This is a genomic window from Agrobacterium sp. 22-209-1 (assembly GCF_053522485.1).
Window position 1 is genome coordinate 353,049 of the sequence record NZ_JBNWCH010000001.1, and the last position, 21,712, is coordinate 374,760.

Genomic DNA, 21,712 nt, shown 5'->3' on the forward strand with positions numbered 1-21,712 from the left:
CTTTCCGGTTATCCGGCATCCGCCCGGCCCCCGGAAAGGGAACCGCTCATGAACAGGATTTTTCAGCGCAGCAGAAAGAAACCCGCAGCCGACAGCACCACGAAGACGACCAGGCCGCCAAGGAAGCCGGCAGTGGTGAAGAAACCGGCGACCATGGCCAGCATCAGCACGCACAGCATCATCGTGCCGTACTTCGTCAAGGCCAGAAAACCGTTATAGGTCTTTTCATGCTCGGCGTAGTTCATTTCGGCGCCGACTTCGACAGGACCTGTGTGGTGTTCGCTCATTCCGCTTCCCCTTATGCTCCATCCGCCATGCCCGCCATACGGGAAATCTGCCCGTGGACGATCTCGGGCCCATGCCGGATTCTCCATCGCCAGAGGTAACATGAAGTCGTGGCGAAGTGCAATGCATCGTCACCCGCCTGTTCTCTTCCGGCAAGGCTGGAAAAGTAAAATTAATGCGCTGCAAAAAAGGAGCATGATATAGCGCGCAACACAAAATAAGTGCACGATGAATAGTCACAGGCGCCGCCCGTGCGGGATTCCCGGAGGAAGGGCGACCGTTCGGAGTTGCTTTTTGAAATGCTGTTGAATAAGCACCTGCAAACAAGAAAAAAATCGGACTTGCCAGGCAACAGGGCAAATAAAACGCCGATAAAAAAGCTGCGGACCGGACCCTGGATCTGGTCCTGAGGAGGGGAAAGTGAAGTTCTTATTGGGAATAAGCCGGGCCGTTGACACGGTCACCACGGTTATCGGTCAATCTGTGTCCTGGTTATTGCTAGCGGCGGTGCTGATCAGCGCCACAAACGCCGTGGTGCGCAAGATGTTCGACATATCGTCGAATGCATGGCTCGAAGTGCAATGGTATCTCTATGGCGCTGTTTTCATGCTGGCGGCGGCTTACGCGCTCCTGAAGAACGAGCATGTCAGGATCGACATATTGTCGTCCACATGGTCGAAGCGCACACGTGACATCGTTGACTTCGTCCTTCACATTGTTTTCCTGGTCCCCTTCGCCGGCCTGATGTCCTATCTCGCCTGGCCGTGGTTCTGGAATTCCTTCAACTCCGGAGAAATGTCCTCCAATGCCGGCGGCCTGATCATCTGGCCTGCCAAGCTCGTCGTCCTTCTGGGCTTCTCCCTGCTTCTGGTTCAGGCATTTTCGGAGATCATCAAGCGCTATGCGGTGATTGCCGGATATATTGCCGATCCGCGTGAAACGGCGCTTTCGGAAACCGACACGGAAACCAACGGAACGGCAGGGAGCTGACATGATAGATCTGATTGCGCATAACCTGCCGCTGGTGATGTTCAGCAGCGTGATGCTGCTGCTGCTGCTGGGTTACCCTGTCGCCTTCACGCTTGCCGCCGGCGGCCTCATTTATTTCGTGCTTGGCGTGGAGCTTTCATGGATTTCCCCTGAAATCCGCCTCTTCTGGCCGCTGCTGCAATCCCATCCCGAACGAATCTACGGCATCATGTATAATGATACGTTGCTGTCGATCCCGTTTTTTACGTTCATGGGCATCATCCTTGAGCGATCCCGTATGGCGGAAGATCTTCTCGATACGATAGGACAATTATTCGGCCCGATCCGCGGCGGCCTCGCCTATGCGGTCATTCTCGTCGGCGCGCTGCTGGGAGCCACCACCGGCGTTGTGGCGGCTTCCGTGATGGCCATGGGGCTCATCTCGCTGCCGATCATGATGCGATACGGTTATAATCGCCCCCTCGTCGCGGGTACGATCGCCGCCTCGGGCACTCTTGCGCAGATTGTCCCCCCGTCCCTCGTCCTGATCGTCATGGCGGACCAGCTCGGCCGTTCCGTCGGCGACATGTATGTCGGCGCTCTTTATCCCGCTCTTTTGATCATCGCGAGCTATTGCACCTATATTTTCGCAGTCTCCATTTTCAAACCGTCGCTCGTCCCTGCCCTTCCGAAAGAAGCGCGCACGCTCGGCAACGGCGTGACCTCGCTTTTCGTGATGATCGCCGTTTCGGTGGCGCTCTATTTCATAGGAATGCATCTCCTTTTCTCGGGCATGGCCAGTCCGGAGTGGCGACTGGTCGCTGCACTCGCCTTCGCCGTCTTCACGGTTTATCTGGTTGCGCTTTTTAACAGCATCGCAAGCAGGAAGGTCATTTCCCGCCTCGCCGAACAGGTCATTATCGTTCTGGTGCCGCCGCTGGCGCTGATCTTCCTTGTGCTCGGCACCATCTTCCTTGGCATCGCGACGCCAACAGAAGGCGGCGCAATGGGCGCGACCGGGGCGCTGATCCTCGCACTTGCCAAGGGCAGGCTTTCGCTTGCGACAATCAAGAATGCGCTGGATGCGACGACGAAGCTTTCTGCCTTCGTCATGATGATCCTCATCGGCGCCCGCGTCTTCGGCCTTACGTTCTATGGTATCAACGGCAATGTCTGGATCGAGGAACTGTTGCTTGCCCTGCCCGGCGGCGAATACGGCTTTCTGGTCGTGGTCACGATCATTATTTTCATTCTCGGCTGTTTTCTCGACTTCTTCGAAATCGCCTTTATCATGGTCCCGTTGCTGGCACCGGTCGCGGACAAGCTCGGGATCGATCTCGTCTGGTTCGGCATCATTCTCGGCATCAATCTGCAAACCTCATTCCTGACACCGCCCTTCGGTTTCTCGCTGTTCTTCCTGCGCTCCATCGCCCCGAACGCCGCATGGGTGGATAAGGTGACAGGCAAAAAAATGCCTGGTGTAAAAACGACGGAGATCTACAGGGGCGTCTTGCCCTATATCGTCATCCAGTTCGTGATGATCCTTGTCGTCATCGCATTCCCCGGCCTGGTGCTGACCTACAAGAGCGGCCATACCAGCGTCGATCCCAATAGCGTCAAGATCGAGATACCCGGTGGCCCGGGAGGCAGCGGCCTGTCCCTGCCACCGCTTGGCGGCGGCGGCACATCTCCGCAGCAGCCATCCATGGGCTTGCCGCCGCTCAATCTCGGCGGCCCCGCGGCGGCGCCGTCGGGTCAGGAAAGCGGTGCGCCGACCTCACCGCCCTCCTTTGGCCTGCCGCCCCTAAACCTGGGTGGACCGCAACCCCAGCAGCCTGCGCAGAATAGCCAGCCCGATCTCAGCCAACCGCCGAAGATCGGACCGTAACGGCGCGGCGCGGCATCAATAGGGACGTCGTCCGAAGCCGCGCCCCCTTGAAAACCCCACCTTGGAACCATTGCAACAAACACAGAAAGCCCCGGAGACCGAAATCTCCGGGGCTTTTTGCCCGGTCCGCCTTTTACCGAAAGATCACAGCTTTCCGTTGCGCTGCTGAATCATCATGAACGTGTCAAATGTATATTCCGCAAGCTGCATCCAGAGATAACCCTCGCGCTTGAAGGCCACCTGATCCTCATAAATCTTCTTGAAATCAGGGTTGGTAGCCGAAATGCCAGCATAAACTTCCAGCGCCGCCTTGTAGCAGGCCTCAAGAATTTCCTGGCTGAACGGCCGCAGCACAGCTCCCTCGGCCACCAGCTGTCGCACGGCGGTCGGGTTCTTGGCGTCGTATTTCGCCATCATGCTGGTGTTGGCGAAAGCGCAGGCATCCTGCAACGCAGCCTGATAATTCTTCGGCAGGTTGTTCCATTTTTCCAGATTGACGAAGGAATGGATGACCGGACCGCCTTCCCAGAAGGCCGGGTAATAATAATATTTGGCCACCTTGTAGAAACCGAGCTTGTGGTCGTCATAAGGTCCGACCCATTCCGCCGCGTCGATGGTGCCTTTTTCCAGTGCTGGATAAATGTCGCCGCCGGCGATCTGCTGCGGCACCACGCCCAGCTTTTCCACCACCTTGCCGGCGAGACCGGCAATGCGCATCTTCACGCCCTTGAAATCGTCGACGGTGTTGATTTCCTTGCGGAACCAGCCGCCCATCTGGGCGCCGGTATTGCCCGCAATCATGCCATAGAGATTGTGCTTGGCGTAAAACTCGTTGAGCAGCTTGTTGCCGTTGCCTTCATAGAACCATGAATTGGTCAGGCGGGCATTGAGGCCGAAAGGTATCGCCGTGCCGATGGCGAAGGTCGGATCCTTGCCGACGTAATAATATGAGCAGGTGTGGCACATTTCCACCGTGCCGGAAGACACCGCATCGGCGGCCTGCAGGCCGGGCACGATTTCGCCGGCGGCGAAGGTTTGAATGGTGAAATTACCGTCGGTTGCGGCTGCAACATGCTTGGCAATATCTTCCGCGCCACCATAGATCGTGTCCAGCGATTTCGGAAACGACGACGTCAGGCGCCATGTGATCTTGGTATTCTGCTGTGCAATGGCGGGCGCAGCCAGAGCTGCCGTTGCAGCTCCCGCAAGCGCGCCCTTTTTGACAAAGGAACGGCGATCCATCTATATCCTCCCAGATATGAACGCTGCCCGCAGCTTTGAATTCCCCTCGGTGCTGTTCAGGCATCGCAGCAAAGTAAGCACGGTTACGACCCGGCTGACAAGCACCCGCACCAAGAATTAATCGCAGAAATACCGGCCTTTCCGGGATTCTTCGGGAACTTTTCTTCGCATTTTATTTTCAACTGAAATATCCCGGCATCGCCTTATACTTTAGGCGCATAAAGACCCTCCGGAACGCAAAACGTATGCTTGACTTGACCCGCCGGCAGTCGCACAAATTTCGAAGATTCGTCCCGGAGCCACCATGCCAAAACCCATTATCGCCGTTCCCGCAGACATCCGGCATTTTACCGGAGCCGACTGGCACGCCGCGCAGAACCAGTATGTTTCCGCTGCACTGAAAGTCGCTGGCGTCATGTCCTTCATCGTCCCGGCCTTCGAGGACGGGAACGAGGTCGACGCCATTCTCGACAGGGTGGACGGCCTGCTCGTGTCCGGCTCCGCCACCAATGTCCACCCTTCCCTTTACGGAAAAGAAGCGCAGGAGAGCGACGGCCCCTTCGATCAGGCCCGCGACGCAACCAGCCTGCCGCTCATCCGCCGCGCCATCGAACGCGGCATCCCGATGCTGGCCATCTGCCGCGGCATTCAGGAGCTGAACGTCGCGCTTGGCGGTACGCTCGCTTCCGAAATTCAGGAACAGCCCGGCATATGGGATCACCGAAAACCGGAGCATGACGACCGCGACGTGGCCTTCGCCATCCGCCAGCCGGTGCATGTGCGCGAAGGCTCCTGCATTGCGCAGCATCTTGGCATGTCGGGCGAAATCCAGATCAATTCGCTGCACCGGCAGGCAATCGCCGAGACCGCGCCACGCCTGCAGGTGGAGGCGACAGCCGCGGACGGCACCATCGAGGCCGTCTCCGTCATCGACGCCAACGGATTTGCCGTCGGCGTGCAATGGCATCCGGAATATTGGGCTGAGACGGATGCGCCCTCCCGGGCGCTGTTCGAGGCCTTCGGCAAGGCGGTCCACGACTATCGCAACAGCAAGGCATAGTCCGCCATTAATCCCCCCGGCTCATAAGAACATAAAAAAGGGCAAGCCCGAAGGCCTGCCCCAAGTCTGGGAGGAGGATTTAGCGCTTTGCGCGTTTCTTCTGTCGGTAGACGTCGGCAACGACCGCAGCCACGATGATCAGGCCCTTGACGATTTCCTGGTAATAGGCGTCCACCCGAAGGAAGGTGAAGCCCGACGTCATGACGCCGAGGATGATGGTGCCGATCACCGTTCCGGTGATCCGGCCGGCGCCGCCGGCGAGCGATGTGCCACCGATGACGGCTGCGGCAATGGCGTCGAGTTCATACATCACGCCCATGCCGGCCTGCGCCGTCTGTGCGCGGGCGGCGGTGACAACACCGGCAAGACCGGCGAGCATGCCAGCAATGGCATAGACCTTGATCAGATGCGCTTCGATATTAATACCAGACACGCGGGCCGCCTGCTGATTGGCGCCGATAGCGTAAGTGAATTTGCCGTAACGGGTGTAACGTAGCGCCACGTGGAAGATAAGGGCGACGACGAGGAACACCACGACCGGCCAGATGCCCGTGCCGATGAAATTGAAACCATCAGTCAGACCGGAGATCGGTTGGCCCTTCGTATACCACTTGGAAAGACCACGCGCCGTCACCATCATACCAAGCGTTGCGATGAAAGGCGGGATTTTGGTGCGGGCGATGAGCTGTCCGTTGATGAAACCCGCCAGTGTACCGGCCAATATGCCGACCGCGAGCGGTATGAAGAAAGGCAGATCGGTCAAGCCCGGATAAAGCGCCCGCGGCCATGTTGAGGATTGCGCCACGCTGGCGGAGAGCATCGCCGTCAGGCCGACGACGGAACCGGAAGAGAGATCGATACCGCCGGTGATGATGACCTGGGTCACGCCAACCGCGATGATGCCGATCACCGAGACCTGCAGGATCATGATCGTCAGGCGCTGCTGGTTCATGAGGAAGCTCTGGCCGATGAAAATCCAGCCAAGAATTTCATAGACCAGCGCGATGCCGATCAGCACGAAAAAGATATTGGCTTCGGGCGGGATGCGCCGGTGCGGCTTGCGTCCGGATTTTGCGTCCAACTCTGTGTTGGCGGCGGCGTTCGTATTCATAGTTATTCCTCCTCGAGAAATCCCGGCGCGCCTCACCGCGATGCGAGATCCATCACTTTAACCTGCGTGGCTTCACTTCTATCAAGAAAGCCCGTCACCCGGCCTTCATGCATGACCATGACGCGGTCGCTCATACCCAGAACCTCCGGCATTTCGGATGAAATCATGATCACGGCGACGCCCTGGCGCGCCATCTCGCAAACCAGCTTGTGGATTTCGGCCTTCGCCCCGACATCGATGCCGCGCGTCGGCTCATCCAGAATGAGAATGCGCGGTTTGGTCAGCATCCATCGGCCGATCAACACCTTTTGCTGGTTGCCGCCAGACAGGTTTTCGATACGCTCGTAAAGATGCGGCGTCTTGACCCGGAGCTTGCGGCACATGTCCTCGCAGGCTTCCGAAAGCGCGATTTCCTGCACGAAACCATTGGCGACATATTTGTCCTGCAGGACGGCGATCTGCATGTTCTCCAGAATGTTCAGGATCAGCAGGCATCCCGTATCCTTGCGATCCTCCGTCAGGAACGCCATGCGGTGACTGATAGCCTTCGTCGGGCTGTCGATCGAAACCGGCTTGCCGTCGATTGCAATCGTGCCCTTGGACGCGGGCGTTACACCGAACACCGTTTCCGCAACATTGGAGCGGCCAGATCCGACGAGACCGGCGACGCCGAGAATTTCACCGGCGCGCACCTCGAAGGAAATGTCATGGAAAACGCCGTCGAGCGTGAGATTCTTGACCGAAAGCACAACGTCGCCGATCGGAACCTCTTCCTTAGGGAACATCTGGGTGATTTCGCGACCCACCATCATGCGGATGATGTCGTCGCGCGTGACTTCGGTCGACGCATGGGTGCCGATATATTTGCCGTCGCGGAAAACCGAAAACTCATCGGCGATCTCGAACAGTTCGTTCATCTTGTGGGTGATGTAGACGATACCGATGCCGCGTTCCCGGAGATCGCGGATGATGCGGAAGAGATGCTCGACCTCGCGCTCCGTCAGCGCCGATGTCGGCTCGTCCATGATGAGAACATCGGAATCATACGAAACAGCCTTGGCGATCTCGACCATCTGGCGACTTGCCACCGAAAGCTCGCCAACGCGGGTCTCCGGGTCGAGATCGATGCCGAGCCTTTGAAGCAGCGTTTCGGTTCGACGATACATTTCGCCGTGATCGATGAAGCCCAGCCGGTTTTTTGGCTCGCGTCGTATCCAGATGTTTTCCGCCACCGTCATATAGGCCATCAGGTTCAGTTCCTGATGGATCATGGCAATGCCGTTTTCCAGCGCATCGAGCGGAGAATCGAGACGTATGCCGGCGCCTTTCAGGCGAATTTCGCCACTGTCCGGCTGATAAATGCCAGCCAGGATTTTCATCAGCGTCGATTTTCCGGCGCCATTCTCGCCCATCAGCGCATGCACGGTGCCGCGCTTCAGCTTGAACTGCACATCATCGAGCGCCACGACGCCGGGAAATTCCTTGCGTATGCCTTCCGCCGCGAGAAGATACTCCGCATTCGGCACGGCTCCGCTGGCGCGCACGGCGGCCATTGTCGATGGACTGACGACCATCTCACCCTCCACAATAGACAAAAATGACCGGAAACAGGCTTTGCCAGACGGCACACCTTGCCTCCGGGGAGGCTTGCAGCGCCATGCCGACCACGACATGAAAGCGCTGCAACACTTTGAATTGACTGAAATTCAATCGTAATCCGCTCACGCACCGAAACTTGTCTTCGATGGCGTCGGAAACCGGCATCTGCCTCCAATATCAATCTGAACGGGCGCAGATGCCGGAAGGCGGCCGTTAGTTCTTGGCCACGTAGTCCTTGACGTTTTCAGGCGTGACGAGCTGGAACGGGATGTAGACCTTCTTCTCCACCTTGTCGCCCTTGGCGAGCTTCAACGCAGCATCGAGCGCACCCTTGCCCTGGCCTGCCGCATCCTGGAACACCGTCACATCCAGATCGCCCACCTGCATGGCGGCAAGGGCGTCCTGCGTGGCGTCAACACCGGCAACGACATAGCTCTTCATATCCTTGCCTGCGGCCTTCAGGGCCTGGATCGCGCCAATCGCCATTTCATCGTTGTTGGCGATGACGGCGTTAAATTCGATGCCGCTGGAGAGCCAGTTGGTCACGAGGTCGGAACCCTGCGTACGCTGCCAGTTTGCGGTCTGCTCTTCAACAACCGAAATGCCCTTGCATTCGTCTGTCATCAGAACGTCTTTCGCAGACTGCGTGCGCATGCGCGCCGCCTGGTTGGAAAGCTCGCCCATCATGATGACCGCATTGCCCTTGCCACCGAGAAGGCGGCAAACTTCTTTCGCTTCAAGCGTGCCGGCAACCGTTTCGTCGGAGGCAACGAATGCCTGGCCGTCCGGCAGGCTATCAACGTTCACCGGCTGGCGGTTGACGTAAACCAGCGGAATCTTGGCGTCGGCGGCGAGCTTCGACATGGCCGCTGTCGCATCCGTATCAACCGGATTGACGATAATCGCATCGACCTTGGACGCGATGAAATTCTGGATCTGGCTCTGCTGCTTGGCGACGTCGTTCTGCGCGTCCTCGACCTGCAGCGAGACGCCATTCAGTTCCTTGGAATAATCCTGCATGCCGTTGCGCAGCACGGTCAGGAAGTTGTCGTCGAACAGCGCCATCGAGACACCGATGGTCTCCGCGTGGGCCGCTGTGCCGAGAAGCACAGACATGGCTGCGCCGATGATAAATTTCCTCATTGTTTTTCTCCTCCATGGCGTCCGGCGCCGCCTCTCCCAGCCGGAGGCGGACCTTAAAGCCCGCCGCAACCTCCTCACATCAGAAAACGGAATAATGAAACCGAATTTCTGCCTGCCCGATATATTTATTCCATTTTTGGCCTGAACGTCAATGCTTTCTTCGTGACCTTGTTACAGAGCGATGCAAAAGCGAGGCAAAGCCCAGCTTCATAGGATCATAAGGCGTCCAGAACAGGCCGGTCACGGCGGTGGTGAGCAGGCGGGCGGTGAAAAAGCTGCCGACAAGCCCGTTAAGTGTGAACTTTTTCAATCGGCAACCACACGCGGATCGAAGAGGGGATCGCTGCCCGCCGATCAGAATGAGCGGAATGTTTGGGCAGGTCCTTGACGGTGATTTCGTCAAGCGCGGCCAGGGGATGATCCTCCCGGACCACACAGACGCTTTTGCCGGGCGCGAGACGCTCGACATCGATGCCCGGACCGATCTCGCCTTCCATCCGCAGGAAACCGAGATCGATCACCCGTTCGCCGACGAACTTGTTGATGGCGGTCGTCGTTTCAAAAAAGTCTCTATCCGAACGCCGGAAAAATCCCTGACATAATTGATCAGCATGGTGGGCGCGAAATTCTCCCACATGCTGCTCGGCAGGCCGATGCGGACGATTTTCGGGCCAGCCGCGCCATTGCGCAGATCCTCGGCGTGGCCCGTTAGCCGGTATGGTTGCCGGTTACAGTTCCACCTCATAAACCGTGTCGTGGGTGGCCACGCATGCCTCTCCTGATGGCGTCACCCAGCCGCGGAACATGCCGGGGGTATTGTAAGGCGCGGCAATGCCACCTTCGGCATCGATCGCAACGAGACCGGCACCGATCTCATAAGGCACCAGATCCTTGTGGACGAGATTGCCGGCGGCGGTTTCCAGATCCTGCCCGAGATAGGCGACGCGGGACGCAATCTCGTGGCCGACGACATAACGGATGAAAAACTCGCCCTTGCCGGTGCCGGAAACGGCGCAGGCACCATCACGCGCATAGGTGCCGGCCCCGATCACCGGGCTGTCGCCAACCCGCCCCTCCGGCTTGTTGGTGTAACCGCCGGTGGAGGTGGCGGCGGCGAGATGCCCCGCCGCATCGAGCGCCACAGCCCCGACGGTTCCGTGCTTTTCGTTTTCCGTCGCTTCGGTACCGGCGGAGGCATGGCGCTTCATCGCTGCCAGTGCCTCAAGGCGTTTTTGCGTGGTGAAATAGGATTGAGGCTCGGTGGCGAGCCCCTTTTCCTTTGCGAAGCAGTCGGCCGCCTCCCCCGTCAGATAGACGGCACGCTCATCCGCCATCAGCGCGCGGGCCGCCTTTACCGGGTTGCGAATGGCGCGGGAGGCGCTGATCGCGCCCGCCGCCAGCGTCGCGCCGTCCATGATCGAGGCATCGAGTTCATGAATGCCGTTTTCGTTGAGCGCCGCCCCGTGACCGGCATTGAAATGCGGACTGTCCTCCATGACGACGACCGCCGCCTCAACCGCTTCAAGCGCGGTTCCGCCAGCCTTCAGCACGCCATAACCGGCGCGTAGCGCCGATGCCAGATCGTCGCGCGCGGCAGCCCACTCCCCGGCCGTCATGCTGTCTTCCGGCATCACGCCGCAACCACCGTGAATGGCCAGTGCGATCTTCGTCATGTGCTCACTCCCTCGTCGCCCCGCCAGCGGCAGGGCCTCTTCCCGTCAATGAAAGGCGATATCGCCGATGACCCGCACGCGCACCCTGCGAGCGCCGCCAGGCAGATAGGCGATCGGAATATCCTCCACCTCAAGCGTCTTGAGGCTTGCCCGCTCCGCGCCAGACGCGACCGCCGCGTTCTGCGCCTCGGTCTCGGCTTTCGCAAGTGCTTCGTCCCGGCTCAGGCCGGAAAAGACCTGATCGACTTCGCCGGAAACCTGCGCCATCGCCGCGCCGAGCGCATTGGCGACGCCAGCATTTTCCACGCGCAGCACTTCCGACGCTCCAGGAACCCGCTCGGGGATAAGGAACGCCCCGCCGCCGACGGCAATGAGCGGCACATCCTCGGCCGAGGTCTTCATCTGGTCGAAGCTGTCCGCCACCATGTCACGGATGCGTTGAAGTGTGGCCTGCACGAATGCCGGATCAAGGTCTTTTACACGGTCGCGGTCACCCATCTCGATCAGGCCGGCGGCAACAGCGATATCCGATGTCGTCAGTGTCTCACCGCCGAAAACGCGGGCTTGCGTCAGGATGCGATAACCGACCGAGCGCGGACCGATCTTGCCCGTCTCTGGGTCGACGATAGTACCGCCGCCGAGCGCAATCGGCAGAAGATCGGGCATACGGAAGAGCGTGCGCACCCCACCGATATGAACGATATTGTTCGCCTCCCGTGGAAAACCGCCGACAAGGCAGCCGATATCGGAGGTGGTGCCGCCAACATCCACCACCATGGCATCGGAAAGCCCGGTGAGGAAGGCTGCCCCGCGCATCGAATTGGTCGGGCCGGAAGCGAAGCTGTGCACGGGGTTCGCAGCCGCGACATCCGCCAGCGCCACGGTGCCGTCATTCTGGGTCAGATAAAACGGCGCCTTCACACCGGCTTCGCGCAGCGCATCCGAAAATGCCTGAACTGTGGTCTTGCCGAGCGTTTGCAGCGCTGCGTTCAGCAGGGCCACATTCTCCCGCTCCAGAAGCCCGATACGGCCAAGCGTATGGGAGAGCGTGATGCGTGCATCGGGAATGACTGAACGGACGATTTCCGCCGCCCGCACCTCGCACTCCGTCGTCAACGGCGAGAAAGTTGCCGAAATGGCGATGGAGGTGATGCCCGCATCGCGAATTTTCATCGCCGCTTCGCGGATTTCATCGGGAACCATGGGCACCAGCGGACTGCCGTCATACTCATGGCCGCCATGGACCATAAAGATCAGCGGATCGACGGCATCGCGCAAATCCCCAGGCCAGTCGCACATGGGCGGAAGCGAGGAACCGGTGGGCAACGCGATGCGGATCGCCGCAACCCGCTCCAGCCGGGCGCGCTCCACCACCGCATTGGTGAAATGGGTGGTGCCGATCATCACCGCATCAATCGGCCGGTCCGCAGCGCCTACGTGGCCCGCCACATGAGCGAGCGCCGACTTTACGCCGGACAGGACATCCTGCGTGGTCGGAACCTTGATGGAAGCGACGATGGTGTCGCCATCGATCAGAACGGCATCCGTATTGGTGCCGCCAACGTCAATACCGATGCGTTTCATGGGAATACCGATCTGAAATCAATGTCATAACCGAAGGCGCGCGGACCGACGGCGGCGATGCCGGCAGGTGTCGTCAAAAGTTCCGGCGCAGGCAGGGCGACAACCGTGACACGCTGACCGTAACGCACCGATTCCGTACCGATGGCGCCACCGGAAACCGTATCGAGAAGGCAAAGCAGGTCCGGCGTCATGGCGACTGGCTGGCCATCGCGGAAGGCGACCGCCCATTCGTTCTGGAAGGCCAGCTCCATGCGCGAACCCCGGTCGGCATCGACGCCTTCAATGGTCGTGCTGCCGCGCAGGAAACCACCCGTGGTCTCACGGGCCACATCAACAACCTTGCCGCGGAACAGTTGCTTGCCGCCCTCATGGTCGAGAACCGCCTGAACCGGATCGTCATGACGCGCACGCGCCTCCATCACCGCGCGTCCAAGTTTTGTCGCCTGGGTGACGGTGTAATGAATGCCCCATTCCTTCACTTCCTTGCCGGTGCGCGGCGCCTTGCAGGTGGCGGCGGTTGAGCCGACTTCCGTGCAGACCTTGCGCGAGATGCGCTCCATCCATTTCCACGAAGCCGCGCGCGTCACGATCACCTCATTGTCGCGCACATCGACCAGCGACAGCGGAAACATCGGCAGGTTGCCGATGGCGAAGGATGTCATCTGCGCTTCCGGATAGGCCCGTCCCATGGCATCGGCATTAACGACCGGCCGGTCGAGCACGGCGGCGGCGAGGAAGGACGACAGAGCATTGGAACCGCCGATCTCCACGCTCATGATCGCCCGGAACGGCTTGCCGAGATAATCCTCCATCACCTCGACGGCGCGGGCGAGATGCACGGGGTCCCCCAGTCTTTCCTGACCGACAAGCGGCGCACCCATCTTGGAGACGACGGCGACCATATCATCGTCGGCGAGCGCCATGGGGTCCATGACCTTTACCCGCCGCCCCTCGGCATAGAGACGCCGCAGATTGAGCGTCGAGAGATAGGGGTTACCGCCGCCCCCCGTCCCCAGAATCCAGGCGCCGGTGGCGAGAGGTTCGATATCGTCTTCGGAAAATTCCTGGATCATGCGTCATCCTCGGGCATGCCGTAGCCTTTCCGGCCGCAGGCGATGCTCCTTCCCTTTGAAGTTCCAAGTCTGGCCAACCCCGCCGTCTGGGCGGGGCCGGTTTTCATGAGACGAAGATCACTCCGCCTTGCAGTCCCAATGGAAGTTGGAGAAGTTCAGGTCCCAGCTCTGCATGGGAATGAACTCGTAACCCTGAAGGCACTTGTTCGCCGCATAACGGCGGTTCGGCGCAACGGCCCAGACGTCAGGCTGAAGATCAACGATCTTCGTCTGCAGTTCTTTGTAGGTGGCGTTCTGCTCGTTGACGTCGGTGGTGGCGCGAACCTTGTCGATCAGCCCGTCGATTTCCGCATTCTGCAACCATTCCATCGACATCCAGGTGCCGGATGCCTTGGAGTGATACTGGTTGTAGAACATCGCATCCGGCGACGGATAGGTCGGCGAAATATTCACCTGCGTCGATGCCGGCGTCGTTTCCGGCTTGGAAGAAAGCTCGACGATGCGGTTCCACGGCTCCGGCTTGATATCGAGCGTGATGCCGATCTGCTCGAGGCTGGATTGCAGAAGCAGCGCCACTTCGGCCTCAAAGGCGAGCGACGCGACGTAGCTGTTGACGAGCGTGATCTTCTGGCCGGCATATTTCGACTTCGCCAGCTCTTCCTTGGCTTTTTCCAGATCGTAAACGCCGGGCTGGATATCGCCATTATGCGCGTCCTTGAACGCGTCGGAAAGCGGACCCGTCATATCGAAGCCCGGATAGATCACTTCCTGGATCGTCTTGTAGTCGGTCGCATAGGCGATGGCGCGGCGAACGTGGACGTCGTCGGTCGGGTAGACCTTGGTGTTGAGCTTGATGACGAAACCGCCGGCGGTGCGGGTCTGGATCAGCTTGTAACCCTTCATGCGGCCGATGGATTCATAGGTGTCGTTGCCAAGCCCGTGTGAGGACAGGCCGAGTTCGTCCTTTTCCGCCAGTGCCTTGACGGTCGCGTCGTCGCTGGTCTGCACGAAGCGCACTTCATCGATCGGCTTGCCCTTGGTCCAGCCGAGGAAATAATCGGCATTGCGGGCGATGACCATATCGGCGGAGCGATTGTAGCTGACCAGCTTGTAGGGGCCGGAACCGGCGGAATGTTCGCCGACATAGGCCTCACCCCATTTGTCTTCGGGCTTGGCATTGGCCTCGATCAGCGTCTTGTTCATCGCCATCATCAACGGCGTCGCCGCCATGAAGGGCGAGAACTGGCGCTCGATCTTCATGACCAGCGTGGCATCGTCAGGCGCGGTGACGTTTTCGGGCTTCAGCACGCCGACGATGAGGTTCGACGGCCCCTTGTTGATACCGAGCAGACGCTGGATCGACCAGGCAAGATCGGCAGCCTTTACCGCCGTGCCATCCTGGAATTTCGCATCGTCGCGCAGGTGGAAGGTGTAAGTCAGGCCGTCCTCGGAAATCTCCCAGGATTTCGCCAGATGCGGCACGATTTCGCCCTTGGCGTTCACCGTGGTCAGACCGTCATACATGTTCACGATGGCCATGTAGCCGGTGTAATCGGTCACTTTCGCCGGGTCGAGCGAGCTGAATATCTGCATGGTGTTGACCGCCACCGACACCTTGTCTTCCGCAAAGGATGCGGAAGAGATAAGCGGCAACGCAAGCGCCGTGCCGAGTGCCAGCGCGGCGAGACGGGAAGAAACTACAGGCATTTTCATTATCGTTCTCCTCTTTATTGCGGGTCATTGGCCCCGCTTATGGTTAGGCAGCCTTGCTGACCGGAACGGGCAGCGGTGAGAAAGGAATGTCGGGGTAACCGAAGGCCGCCGGCCCGACGACTTCGAGCGCACGGGCGCTGCGCAGCAGGTCGTGGCAGGGGATGGCGATGACGGCCACACGCTGGCCGTAGCGCAGCACTTCGGTAGTGATCGGGTAACCCGTGTCGACATCGAGCAGGACAATCAGGTCGGGGACCGTCACTTCCACCTTGCCATCGCGGGAAAACAGCAGAAATTCGTTCTGGATGGCGACGCCCGCCGTCTGGCCGGCGCAATCGTCGAAGCCGGACAGCGTGAGATCGCCGACCGCGAAACCGCCGCGCAGATGGCGCTTCAGATCGGTGATCTTGCCGTTGAAGATGCGCCGCCCGCCTTCGAGCGCGCAGACCGCGGCAATCGGGTCTTCCTGCTGCTTGCGGGCACGGATCACGGCCTCGCCGATGGCAATCGCCTTGGTGTAGGTTTTCGGAATGCCGTACTGGTGCACATAATGCGCCTGCATCGGTGCGGTCGCCAGCATCGCGCCGCCACCCTGCGAGACGACGCAGGCGCGCGCCATGCGCTCGTGCCAGACCTCGGAAACGGCATGGCTGAAGATGACGGCGTTGCCGTGCAGATCGCACATCACCGATGGCGTGGAACTATGACCGTAAATGGAGAAGGTGGTCATCTGCATTTCCGGGAATGCCCGGCCCATGCCGTCGCAATCGAGGATTGGCAGGCCACCCAGCGCCGCCGTGACCAGCGGGTTCATGGAGTTGGAGCCACCGATTTCCTCGCAGACGATGGCGTCTACCGGCGTGCGGATCAGCTCTTCCATCGCGCGCAGGCAGCGCAGGCCTTCGCGGCCTTCACGAATGCGCTCTACTCCGACAACAGGTGCGCCGATGCCGCCGATGGACATGCACAGCGCGTCCGGCTCGATTGCGTCGGTCGCGAGGATCTTCATTTCGTACCCGGCTTTCATGGCTTCCAGCGCCAGCAACTTACCGAGATAAGGATTGCCGCCGCCGCCCGTGCCGAGAATACCGGCACCGATTTCCAGCGCGTCGAGATCTTCACGGGTCAGCGTCCGCAATGCCGCTTCGTCATATTTCAGCTTGCGCGTCTCAGCCATGATTGGCTCCCATTTCTCCAACAACTTTCACATGAATACGGGTGGCATTGCCGGGCAGGTAGGCAAGCGGCATATCCTCGCGCTCGATGACCTCAAGCGTTTCGGCAACCGCACCAGCGGCAATCGCCTTTTCCCGGGCCTCCGCTTCTGCCTCTGCCAGCGCGCTCTCGCGCGTGCGCCCGTCCACCAGAGAAAAGACCCGGTCGGTCTCGCCGCTGATCTGCGCAATCGCCGCACCGACAGCATTCGCCACCGCGAAATTCTCGGGCCGGATGACCTCAAGATCACCGATGCGATCCGGCATCAGGATGGAACCGCCGCCGACGGCGATCACCGGCACCGGCGACGATGAGATGCGGCTGCGCTCCACGCAGGCCTCAAGCATGTCGTTGATCTTGTCGACCGCCGCATCCACCAGTTTTTTGTCGAGGCTGGAGACCAGCTTTTTCTCTCCAACATCCGCCTTGCCGGAGGCAACCGCGATATCGGTTGCTGTCAGCGTCGAGCCACCGAAGCAGAGCGCCTCGCGACGGACGCGGTAACCGACGGATTTCGGCCCGACGGTCAGGCCGTGATCGCCATTGACCACGAGCGAACCGCCGCCGAGACCGATGGAGAAAACGTCGGGCATACGGAAATTGGTGCGCACGCCGCCAATATCCACCGTGGTCGAGGCCTGACGCGGGAAACCGTGGGACAGCGAGCCGACGTCGGAGGTGGTGCCGCCCACATCCACGACCACGGCATCCTTGAGACCGGTGAGGAAGGCCGCACCACGCATGGAGTTCGTCGGACCGGACGCGAAGGTGAGCACGGGGAAACCGCGCACCACATCAGCCGCCATCAGCGTGCCGTCGTTCTGGGTGATATAGAACGGGCAGGTAATGCCCGCAGCCTTCAGCGCCACGCCGAAAGCCGCAACCGTGCGGTCGGCCAGCGACAGCAGGCTGGCATTCATGATTGCAGCACTTTCCCGTGCAAGCAGGCCATGCCGGCCGATATCCTTGGACATCACCACCGGCAGGCCGGGGCAACGCTCTTGCAGGATTTCTTTCGCCCGCAACTCCATCGCATCGTTGATGCCGCTGAAAACGCAGGTGACGGCAGCCGCCTTCAGGCCCTTGGCGCGGATATCCGCGGCGATGCGAACGATTTCGTCCTCGTCGAGCGGCGAAATTTCGCGGCCGTCGAATTCGTAACCGCCGCGCACCTGATAGCCGTGGTTGCCGACGATTTCCCGGAGGTCATCCGGCCAGTCGACCATCGGCGGCAGGCCGGCGCCGGAGGGCAGGCCGAGACGGATGGCGGCCACCTCGTCCATATGCCGGCGCTCGATCACCGCATTGGTGAAATGCGTGGTGCCGATCATCACGGCGCCGATGCGCGCCCTGTCTATGCCCGACGCCTCGATGACCTTTTCAAGGGCTTCGATGACACCGGATGTCACATCCTCTGTCGTGGAGGCTTTTACCCCCGCCAGAACGGTTTTATCCTGCAACACAACGGCATCGGTATTCGTGCCGCCGACGTCAATTCCAACGCGATACACGTCAGGCTCCTCTTTCATCAATCGGTCGTTTTGACGAGGAAGCGCATGCGCTCTTCCTCGGTCACGGTGGGTTTGAGACGTTCTTCCTCGTCGGTGACGACGGGTATGGCCGCGATCAGGGCGCGGGTGTATGGATGGGCCGGCTCGGCGAAGACCGCCGACGTCACGCCCTCTTCAACAATCTCGCCCCGCAGCATGATGGCGATGCGCGAGCAGAAATTGCGCATCAGCGACAGGTCGTGCGAGATCATCAGATAGGTCAGGCCAAGCTCCTCGCGCAGCTGCAAAAGAAGGTCGATCACCGTCTTCTGGACGGACACATCGAGTGCGGCCGTCGGCTCATCGAGGATGAGGATTTTCGGCTCGGCCGCCAGCGCCCGGGCAATTGCAACACGCTGCTTCTGGCCGCCGGACAGTTCATGCGGATATTTGCCGAGATAGGATTGCGGCAGCCGCACCAGCCCCATCAGTTCCAGCATGCGGTTTTCACGCGCAGGCCCGTTCATGCCGATGGATTTCAGCGGCAGGGCAAGCGTCTGTTTCACCGTACGCTTCGGATTGAGCGAGGTGCCCGGATTTTGATAGACGATTTGCGTCAGCCGCTTGCCGCGCCCAGGTGCTGGAGCGTCGATCACGAGATTGCCGGAGGTCGGGCGCGAAAGGCCCATGATCATGCGCGCAACCGAGGTCTTACCGGAACCGGATTCACCCGCCAGGCCGAAAACCTCGCCCTCGTTCAGGGTCAGGTTCACATCCCGCACGGCGTGATAACCGTTGCGCCTGCCGTAAATCTTGTTCAGCCCTTCAATCGTCACGATGGGCGAGCGCGTGCTTTGCGCCAGATCGGTGACGCGCGGGCCATAAAGCGGAGGCACTGCATCCAGAAGCGAGCGCGTATAGTCCTCGGCAGGCGTATGCAGGATTTGTGTGCAGGGTCCGGTCTCAACGATATCGCCGTGATGCATGACCACGACCCTGTCCGCCACCTTGCGCACGACGCCGAGATTGTGGGTAATCATCAGCAATGCCATGTTTTCTTCGGCAACCAGCTGGTTGATGAGATTGAGAATTTCATCCTGCGTGGTGACGTCGAGCGCCGTGCCGGGCTCATCCGCGATCAAGAGCTTCGGCTGGTGCAGCAGGGCAAGCCCGATCAGAACGCGTTGGCGCATGCCGCCCGAAAGTTCGGACGGATAGGCGTTCATCACCCGTTCGGTATCGGCAAGCTGTACCCGGCGCAGCACCGCCGCGATGCGGTCGCGGCGCTCCGCCTTCGACGAATTGATACCGTCGCGCTTGTCGGCAAAACGCATGACATCATCGAGATGCGTGCCGATTTTGAAGACCGGATTGAAGGACGAAAGCGGGTCCTGCATGATCAGCGAAAACGCCGTGCCCTTCAGCGCCTCGCGCTCCCTGCGCGGCATGGACAGCACATCCCGGCCATCGATGACGATCGCACCTGATGTGATCGCGGCATTCTTCGGCAGGGTGCCGATGATCGCCTTGGCGGTGACGGACTTGCCCGATCCGGTTTCGCCGATGAGCGCTACGCGCTCGCCGGCTGCAACGGTAAAGGCGACATCGCGCAGCACCTGCCGGGTGCGGCCGTAATTGGTGAAGGTGACGTTGAGGTTTTCGACCTTGAGAAGCGGTTCAGTCATGACTTTAGCTTTCCACGTCGAACATGTCGCGCAGGCCGTCGCCCAGCAGATTGAAACCCAGCGTCACGTAAAGCACGGCCGCGCCGGGGCAGAGCACTTCCCACCAGAAATCCGGCATGAACTGGCGCCCGTCGGCGACCATCGATCCAAGGTCGGGGGTCGGCGGCTTGACGCCGAAGCCGAGGAAGCTCAGCGTCGCACCGAACAGGATGACAAAGGCGGCATCGAGCGTGGTCTTGACCGATATGACCGAAACGCAATTGGGCAGGATTTCGCGAAAAAGAATATGCAGCGGGCCTGCACCGGCAAGACGTGCCGCCTCGATATAGTCTTCCGAAGCGATAGACTTTGACACCGAATAGATCAGCCGTGCATGCCAGGTCCACCATAACAACGTGATCGCGATCATGGCGTTCGTCAGCGTCGGTTCCAGGAGGTTGGAGACCGCGAGCGCCATGACGAGCGGCGGCATGGCCAGCATCACATTCGTCAGGCCGCTGATGAGTTTCTCGGTCCAGCCGCCGAAATAACCGGCAATCAGGCCAAGCACGGTTCCGACTGGCACCGAAATACCGAGCACGCCGATGACGAGAAGCAGCGAGACGCGCAGCCCGAAGATGGTGCGGGAGAAGATATCGCGGCCGGCCTTGTCGGTGCCGAACCAGTGCTCCAGGTCCGGCGGCATATGGCGGGCGCGGAAATCGACGACCGCGCCGATATGTTTGGGATAAGGCGTAAGCCATGGCGCGAAGACCGCCAGTACCAGTACCGACAGAAGGATCAGCGAGCCGATGACCGCTGCCGGATTGCGGCTGAAGCGATACCACATCATGTAACCGGCACTCAGGCCTCGATCGGTGGGTTCGAGCATTTTTATGTCAGCCATCAGCGAGCCTCCTTGCGGCGCAGGCGCGGGTCGATGATCGAGATCAGGACATCCACGATCAGGTTCGCAACGATGAAGAACAGGCCGGCCACCAGCACCACGGCGGTCACTGCGTTGAGGTCTTTCTGCAGGATGGCGTTGAGCCCGTAGGAAGCGAAGCCGCCCCAGGCGAAGACCATCTCGATCACGAAGGCATTGCCGATCAGCGACGCAAATTCGAGACCCATGATCGTCAGCGGCGCGATGGAAGAAAGCTTCAGCAAGTAACGGAAGATGATGACACGCTCCGGCACGCCAAAGCTTTGCAGGGTCAAAACATGGTCCTTGCGCTGGTTCTCGATCATCGAGGAGCGCGTGATACGGGTGATCTGGCCGATGCCGGCCATGGAGAGCGCAAAGGCCGGCAGCGCGAGATGTTTCAGCGCATCGAGCACGACATCGAAACGCCCGGCCAGCGTCCCGTCGATCAGGATGAAGCCGGTCGGGCCGCCCTGCCAGCCAAGCCCGTGGTCGAGCCTACCGATGATCGGCCAGCCGGAAAGAAAACGGGCGGCCAGCAATTGCAGCGTGATGGCGAAAAGAAAGCTCGGGATCGTCACCCCGGTGAGCGACAGGATGCGGCCGATATGGTCCAGCGGCCGGTCGCGGTAATGCGCCGTAATGACCCCGAGCGGGATAGCCACGGCAAACATGAAGATGACCGAGACCAGTACCAGTTCGACCGTCGCAGGAACGGTCTGTGCCAGATCGGTAGTCACCGGGCGTTGCGACACCAGCGAGAAACCGAGATCGCCATGCAGGGCATTACCGATATAGTCGAGATATTGGACGGCCAGCGGCTTGTCGAGGCCCATCTCGCCGCGCAACGCATCCACCTGCTCTTGCGTCGCCGCAGGGCCGAGCGCCATGCGCGCGGGATCTCCCGGCACGACGCGGGCGAGCGCGAAAATCATGATGGACAGGGCGATCATGACCAGCACGAAGGTGCCGAGCCTGTTCAAAATCGCGACCAACGGATGTTGCTGCATCGGTGGAACGTTCCTTGTGCATCGGTTGTCTGAGCACAAGTTTTCATCACCAACCCTTTTTGAACAAT

The 21,712-nt window shown here is 60.1% G+C and carries 18 protein-coding genes and 2 pseudogenes; 3 read left to right on the forward strand and 17 right to left on the reverse strand.

Features of this window, described 5'->3' with window-relative positions; translation table 11 throughout:
* Nucleotides 1–62: 62 nt before the first annotated feature.
* On the reverse strand, nt 63–287 hold the full coding sequence (locus ACQZ48_RS01570; protein WP_003524572.1) for an aa3-type cytochrome c oxidase subunit IV: 225 nt from the start codon (nt 285–287) through the stop codon (nt 63–65).
* A gap of 418 nt (nt 288–705) precedes the next feature.
* Here ACQZ48_RS01570 and ACQZ48_RS01575 point away from each other — a divergent pair, with 418 nt between their 5' ends.
* Both ACQZ48_RS01575 and ACQZ48_RS01580 read left to right on the forward strand, forming a co-directional pair.
* Complete coding sequence (locus ACQZ48_RS01575; RefSeq protein ID WP_269826471.1) at nt 706–1,275, forward strand: TRAP transporter small permease subunit; 570 nt, start codon at nt 706–708, stop codon at nt 1,273–1,275.
* 1 nt (nt 1,276) lies between these two features.
* Complete coding sequence (locus ACQZ48_RS01580) at nt 1,277–3,142, forward strand: TRAP transporter large permease subunit (RefSeq protein WP_448728418.1); 1,866 nt, start codon at nt 1,277–1,279, stop codon at nt 3,140–3,142.
* 144 nt (nt 3,143–3,286) lie between these two features.
* On the opposite strand, the gene ACQZ48_RS01585 is transcribed toward ACQZ48_RS01580, so the two are convergent.
* On the reverse strand, nt 3,287–4,384 hold the full coding sequence (locus ACQZ48_RS01585) for a TRAP transporter substrate-binding protein (RefSeq protein ID WP_448728419.1): 1,098 nt from the start codon (nt 4,382–4,384) through the stop codon (nt 3,287–3,289).
* A 304-nt stretch (nt 4,385–4,688) separates the two neighbouring features.
* Here ACQZ48_RS01585 and ACQZ48_RS01590 point away from each other — a divergent pair, with 304 nt between their 5' ends.
* Entirely contained in the window at nt 4,689–5,444 is a 756-nt protein-coding gene (locus ACQZ48_RS01590; RefSeq protein ID WP_137411579.1) for a gamma-glutamyl-gamma-aminobutyrate hydrolase family protein, read from the forward strand.
* Between the two features lie 79 nt (nt 5,445–5,523).
* Here the strand turns inward: ACQZ48_RS01590 and ACQZ48_RS01595 are convergent, their stop codons facing one another.
* From ACQZ48_RS01595 to ACQZ48_RS01665, 15 genes and pseudogenes are all read right to left on the reverse strand, one after another.
* Entirely contained in the window at nt 5,524–6,555 is a 1,032-nt protein-coding gene (locus ACQZ48_RS01595) for an ABC transporter permease (RefSeq protein WP_077985051.1), read from the reverse strand.
* A gap of 32 nt (nt 6,556–6,587) precedes the next feature.
* A complete protein-coding gene (locus ACQZ48_RS01600; protein ID WP_448728420.1) occupies nt 6,588–8,129 on the reverse strand; it encodes a sugar ABC transporter ATP-binding protein in 1,542 nt (513 codons plus the stop codon).
* Nucleotide 8,130: 1 nt separating this feature from the next.
* Nucleotides 8,131–8,319: a hypothetical protein gene (locus ACQZ48_RS01605; RefSeq protein ID WP_077985053.1), complete on the reverse strand. Its 189-nt coding sequence runs from the start codon at nt 8,317–8,319 to the stop codon at nt 8,131–8,133.
* A 48-nt stretch (nt 8,320–8,367) separates the two neighbouring features.
* A complete protein-coding gene (locus tag ACQZ48_RS01610; RefSeq protein ID WP_269834702.1) occupies nt 8,368–9,297 on the reverse strand; it encodes a sugar ABC transporter substrate-binding protein in 930 nt (309 codons plus the stop codon).
* A 184-nt stretch (nt 9,298–9,481) separates the two neighbouring features.
* Nucleotides 9,482–9,607 (reverse strand): annotated as a pseudogene (locus ACQZ48_RS01615) (ABC transporter permease); the annotation flags it as partial.
* Nucleotides 9,608–9,637: 30 nt separating this feature from the next.
* A pseudogene (locus tag ACQZ48_RS01620) lies at nt 9,638–10,012 on the reverse strand (LysR substrate-binding domain-containing protein); the annotation flags it as partial.
* A gap of 13 nt (nt 10,013–10,025) precedes the next feature.
* A complete protein-coding gene (locus ACQZ48_RS01625; RefSeq protein WP_448728421.1) occupies nt 10,026–10,970 on the reverse strand; it encodes an isoaspartyl peptidase/L-asparaginase family protein in 945 nt (314 codons plus the stop codon).
* Between the two features lie 45 nt (nt 10,971–11,015).
* The gene (locus ACQZ48_RS01630; RefSeq protein WP_448728422.1) at nt 11,016–12,554 is read right to left on the reverse strand and encodes a hydantoinase/oxoprolinase N-terminal domain-containing protein; all 1,539 of its coding nucleotides are present in this window, start codon (nt 12,552–12,554) and stop codon (nt 11,016–11,018) included.
* Nucleotides 12,551–13,627 (reverse strand): DUF917 domain-containing protein, encoded by a 1,077-nt coding sequence (locus ACQZ48_RS01635; protein WP_137411575.1) that lies wholly within the window; start codon nt 13,625–13,627, stop codon nt 12,551–12,553. Before ACQZ48_RS01635 ends, ACQZ48_RS01630 begins: the two co-directional genes overlap by 4 nt.
* A gap of 117 nt (nt 13,628–13,744) precedes the next feature.
* Entirely contained in the window at nt 13,745–15,340 is a 1,596-nt protein-coding gene (locus ACQZ48_RS01640) for an ABC transporter substrate-binding protein (protein WP_448728423.1), read from the reverse strand.
* A gap of 43 nt (nt 15,341–15,383) precedes the next feature.
* Nucleotides 15,384–16,517 carry a DUF917 domain-containing protein gene (locus ACQZ48_RS01645; RefSeq protein ID WP_004438394.1) on the reverse strand — a complete coding sequence of 378 codons (1,134 nt, stop codon included), beginning with the start codon at nt 16,515–16,517 and terminating at the stop codon, nt 15,384–15,386.
* Complete coding sequence (locus ACQZ48_RS01650) at nt 16,510–18,066, reverse strand: hydantoinase/oxoprolinase N-terminal domain-containing protein (protein WP_142911960.1); 1,557 nt, start codon at nt 18,064–18,066, stop codon at nt 16,510–16,512. The genes ACQZ48_RS01645 and ACQZ48_RS01650 overlap by 8 nt, the downstream gene beginning before the upstream one ends.
* A gap of 17 nt (nt 18,067–18,083) precedes the next feature.
* The gene (locus tag ACQZ48_RS01655; RefSeq protein ID WP_448728424.1) at nt 18,084–19,730 is read right to left on the reverse strand and encodes an ATP-binding cassette domain-containing protein; all 1,647 of its coding nucleotides are present in this window, start codon (nt 19,728–19,730) and stop codon (nt 18,084–18,086) included.
* Nucleotides 19,731–19,734: 4 nt separating this feature from the next.
* Complete coding sequence (locus ACQZ48_RS01660) at nt 19,735–20,616, reverse strand: ABC transporter permease (protein ID WP_077985060.1); 882 nt, start codon at nt 20,614–20,616, stop codon at nt 19,735–19,737.
* Nucleotides 20,616–21,644: an ABC transporter permease gene (locus ACQZ48_RS01665; RefSeq protein ID WP_077985061.1), complete on the reverse strand. Its 1,029-nt coding sequence runs from the start codon at nt 21,642–21,644 to the stop codon at nt 20,616–20,618. The genes ACQZ48_RS01660 and ACQZ48_RS01665 overlap by 1 nt, the downstream gene beginning before the upstream one ends.
* Between the last annotated feature and the right edge of the window lie 68 nt (nt 21,645–21,712).

Coding starts and splice junctions, on each gene's coding strand:
- ACQZ48_RS01570 (WP_003524572.1), bottom strand. CDS start 287: ATGAGCGAACACCACACAGGTCCTGTCGAAGTCGGCGCCGAAATGAAC.
- ACQZ48_RS01580 (WP_448728418.1), top strand. CDS start 1,277: ATGATAGATCTGATTGCGCATAACCTGCCGCTGGTGATGTTCAGCAGC.
- ACQZ48_RS01585 (WP_448728419.1), bottom strand. CDS start 4,384: ATGGATCGCCGTTCCTTTGTCAAAAAGGGCGCGCTTGCGGGAGCTGCA.
- ACQZ48_RS01590 (WP_137411579.1), top strand. CDS start 4,689: ATGCCAAAACCCATTATCGCCGTTCCCGCAGACATCCGGCATTTTACC.
- ACQZ48_RS01595 (WP_077985051.1), bottom strand. CDS start 6,555: ATGAATACGAACGCCGCCGCCAACACAGAGTTGGACGCAAAATCCGGA.
- ACQZ48_RS01600 (WP_448728420.1), bottom strand. CDS start 8,129: ATGGTCGTCAGTCCATCGACAATGGCCGCCGTGCGCGCCAGCGGAGCC.
- ACQZ48_RS01605 (WP_077985053.1), bottom strand. CDS start 8,319: ATGCCGGTTTCCGACGCCATCGAAGACAAGTTTCGGTGCGTGAGCGGA.
- ACQZ48_RS01610 (WP_269834702.1), bottom strand. CDS start 9,297: ATGAGGAAATTTATCATCGGCGCAGCCATGTCTGTGCTTCTCGGCACA.
- ACQZ48_RS01625 (WP_448728421.1), bottom strand. CDS start 10,970: ATGACGAAGATCGCACTGGCCATTCACGGTGGTTGCGGCGTGATGCCG.
- ACQZ48_RS01630 (WP_448728422.1), bottom strand. CDS start 12,554: ATGAAACGCATCGGTATTGACGTTGGCGGCACCAATACGGATGCCGTT.
- ACQZ48_RS01635 (WP_137411575.1), bottom strand. CDS start 13,627: ATGATCCAGGAATTTTCCGAAGACGATATCGAACCTCTCGCCACCGGC.
- ACQZ48_RS01640 (WP_448728423.1), bottom strand. CDS start 15,340: ATGAAAATGCCTGTAGTTTCTTCCCGTCTCGCCGCGCTGGCACTCGGC.
- ACQZ48_RS01645 (WP_004438394.1), bottom strand. CDS start 16,517: ATGGCTGAGACGCGCAAGCTGAAATATGACGAAGCGGCATTGCGGACG.
- ACQZ48_RS01655 (WP_448728424.1), bottom strand. CDS start 19,730: ATGACTGAACCGCTTCTCAAGGTCGAAAACCTCAACGTCACCTTCACC.
- ACQZ48_RS01660 (WP_077985060.1), bottom strand. CDS start 20,616: ATGGCTGACATAAAAATGCTCGAACCCACCGATCGAGGCCTGAGTGCC.
- ACQZ48_RS01665 (WP_077985061.1), bottom strand. CDS start 21,644: ATGCAGCAACATCCGTTGGTCGCGATTTTGAACAGGCTCGGCACCTTC.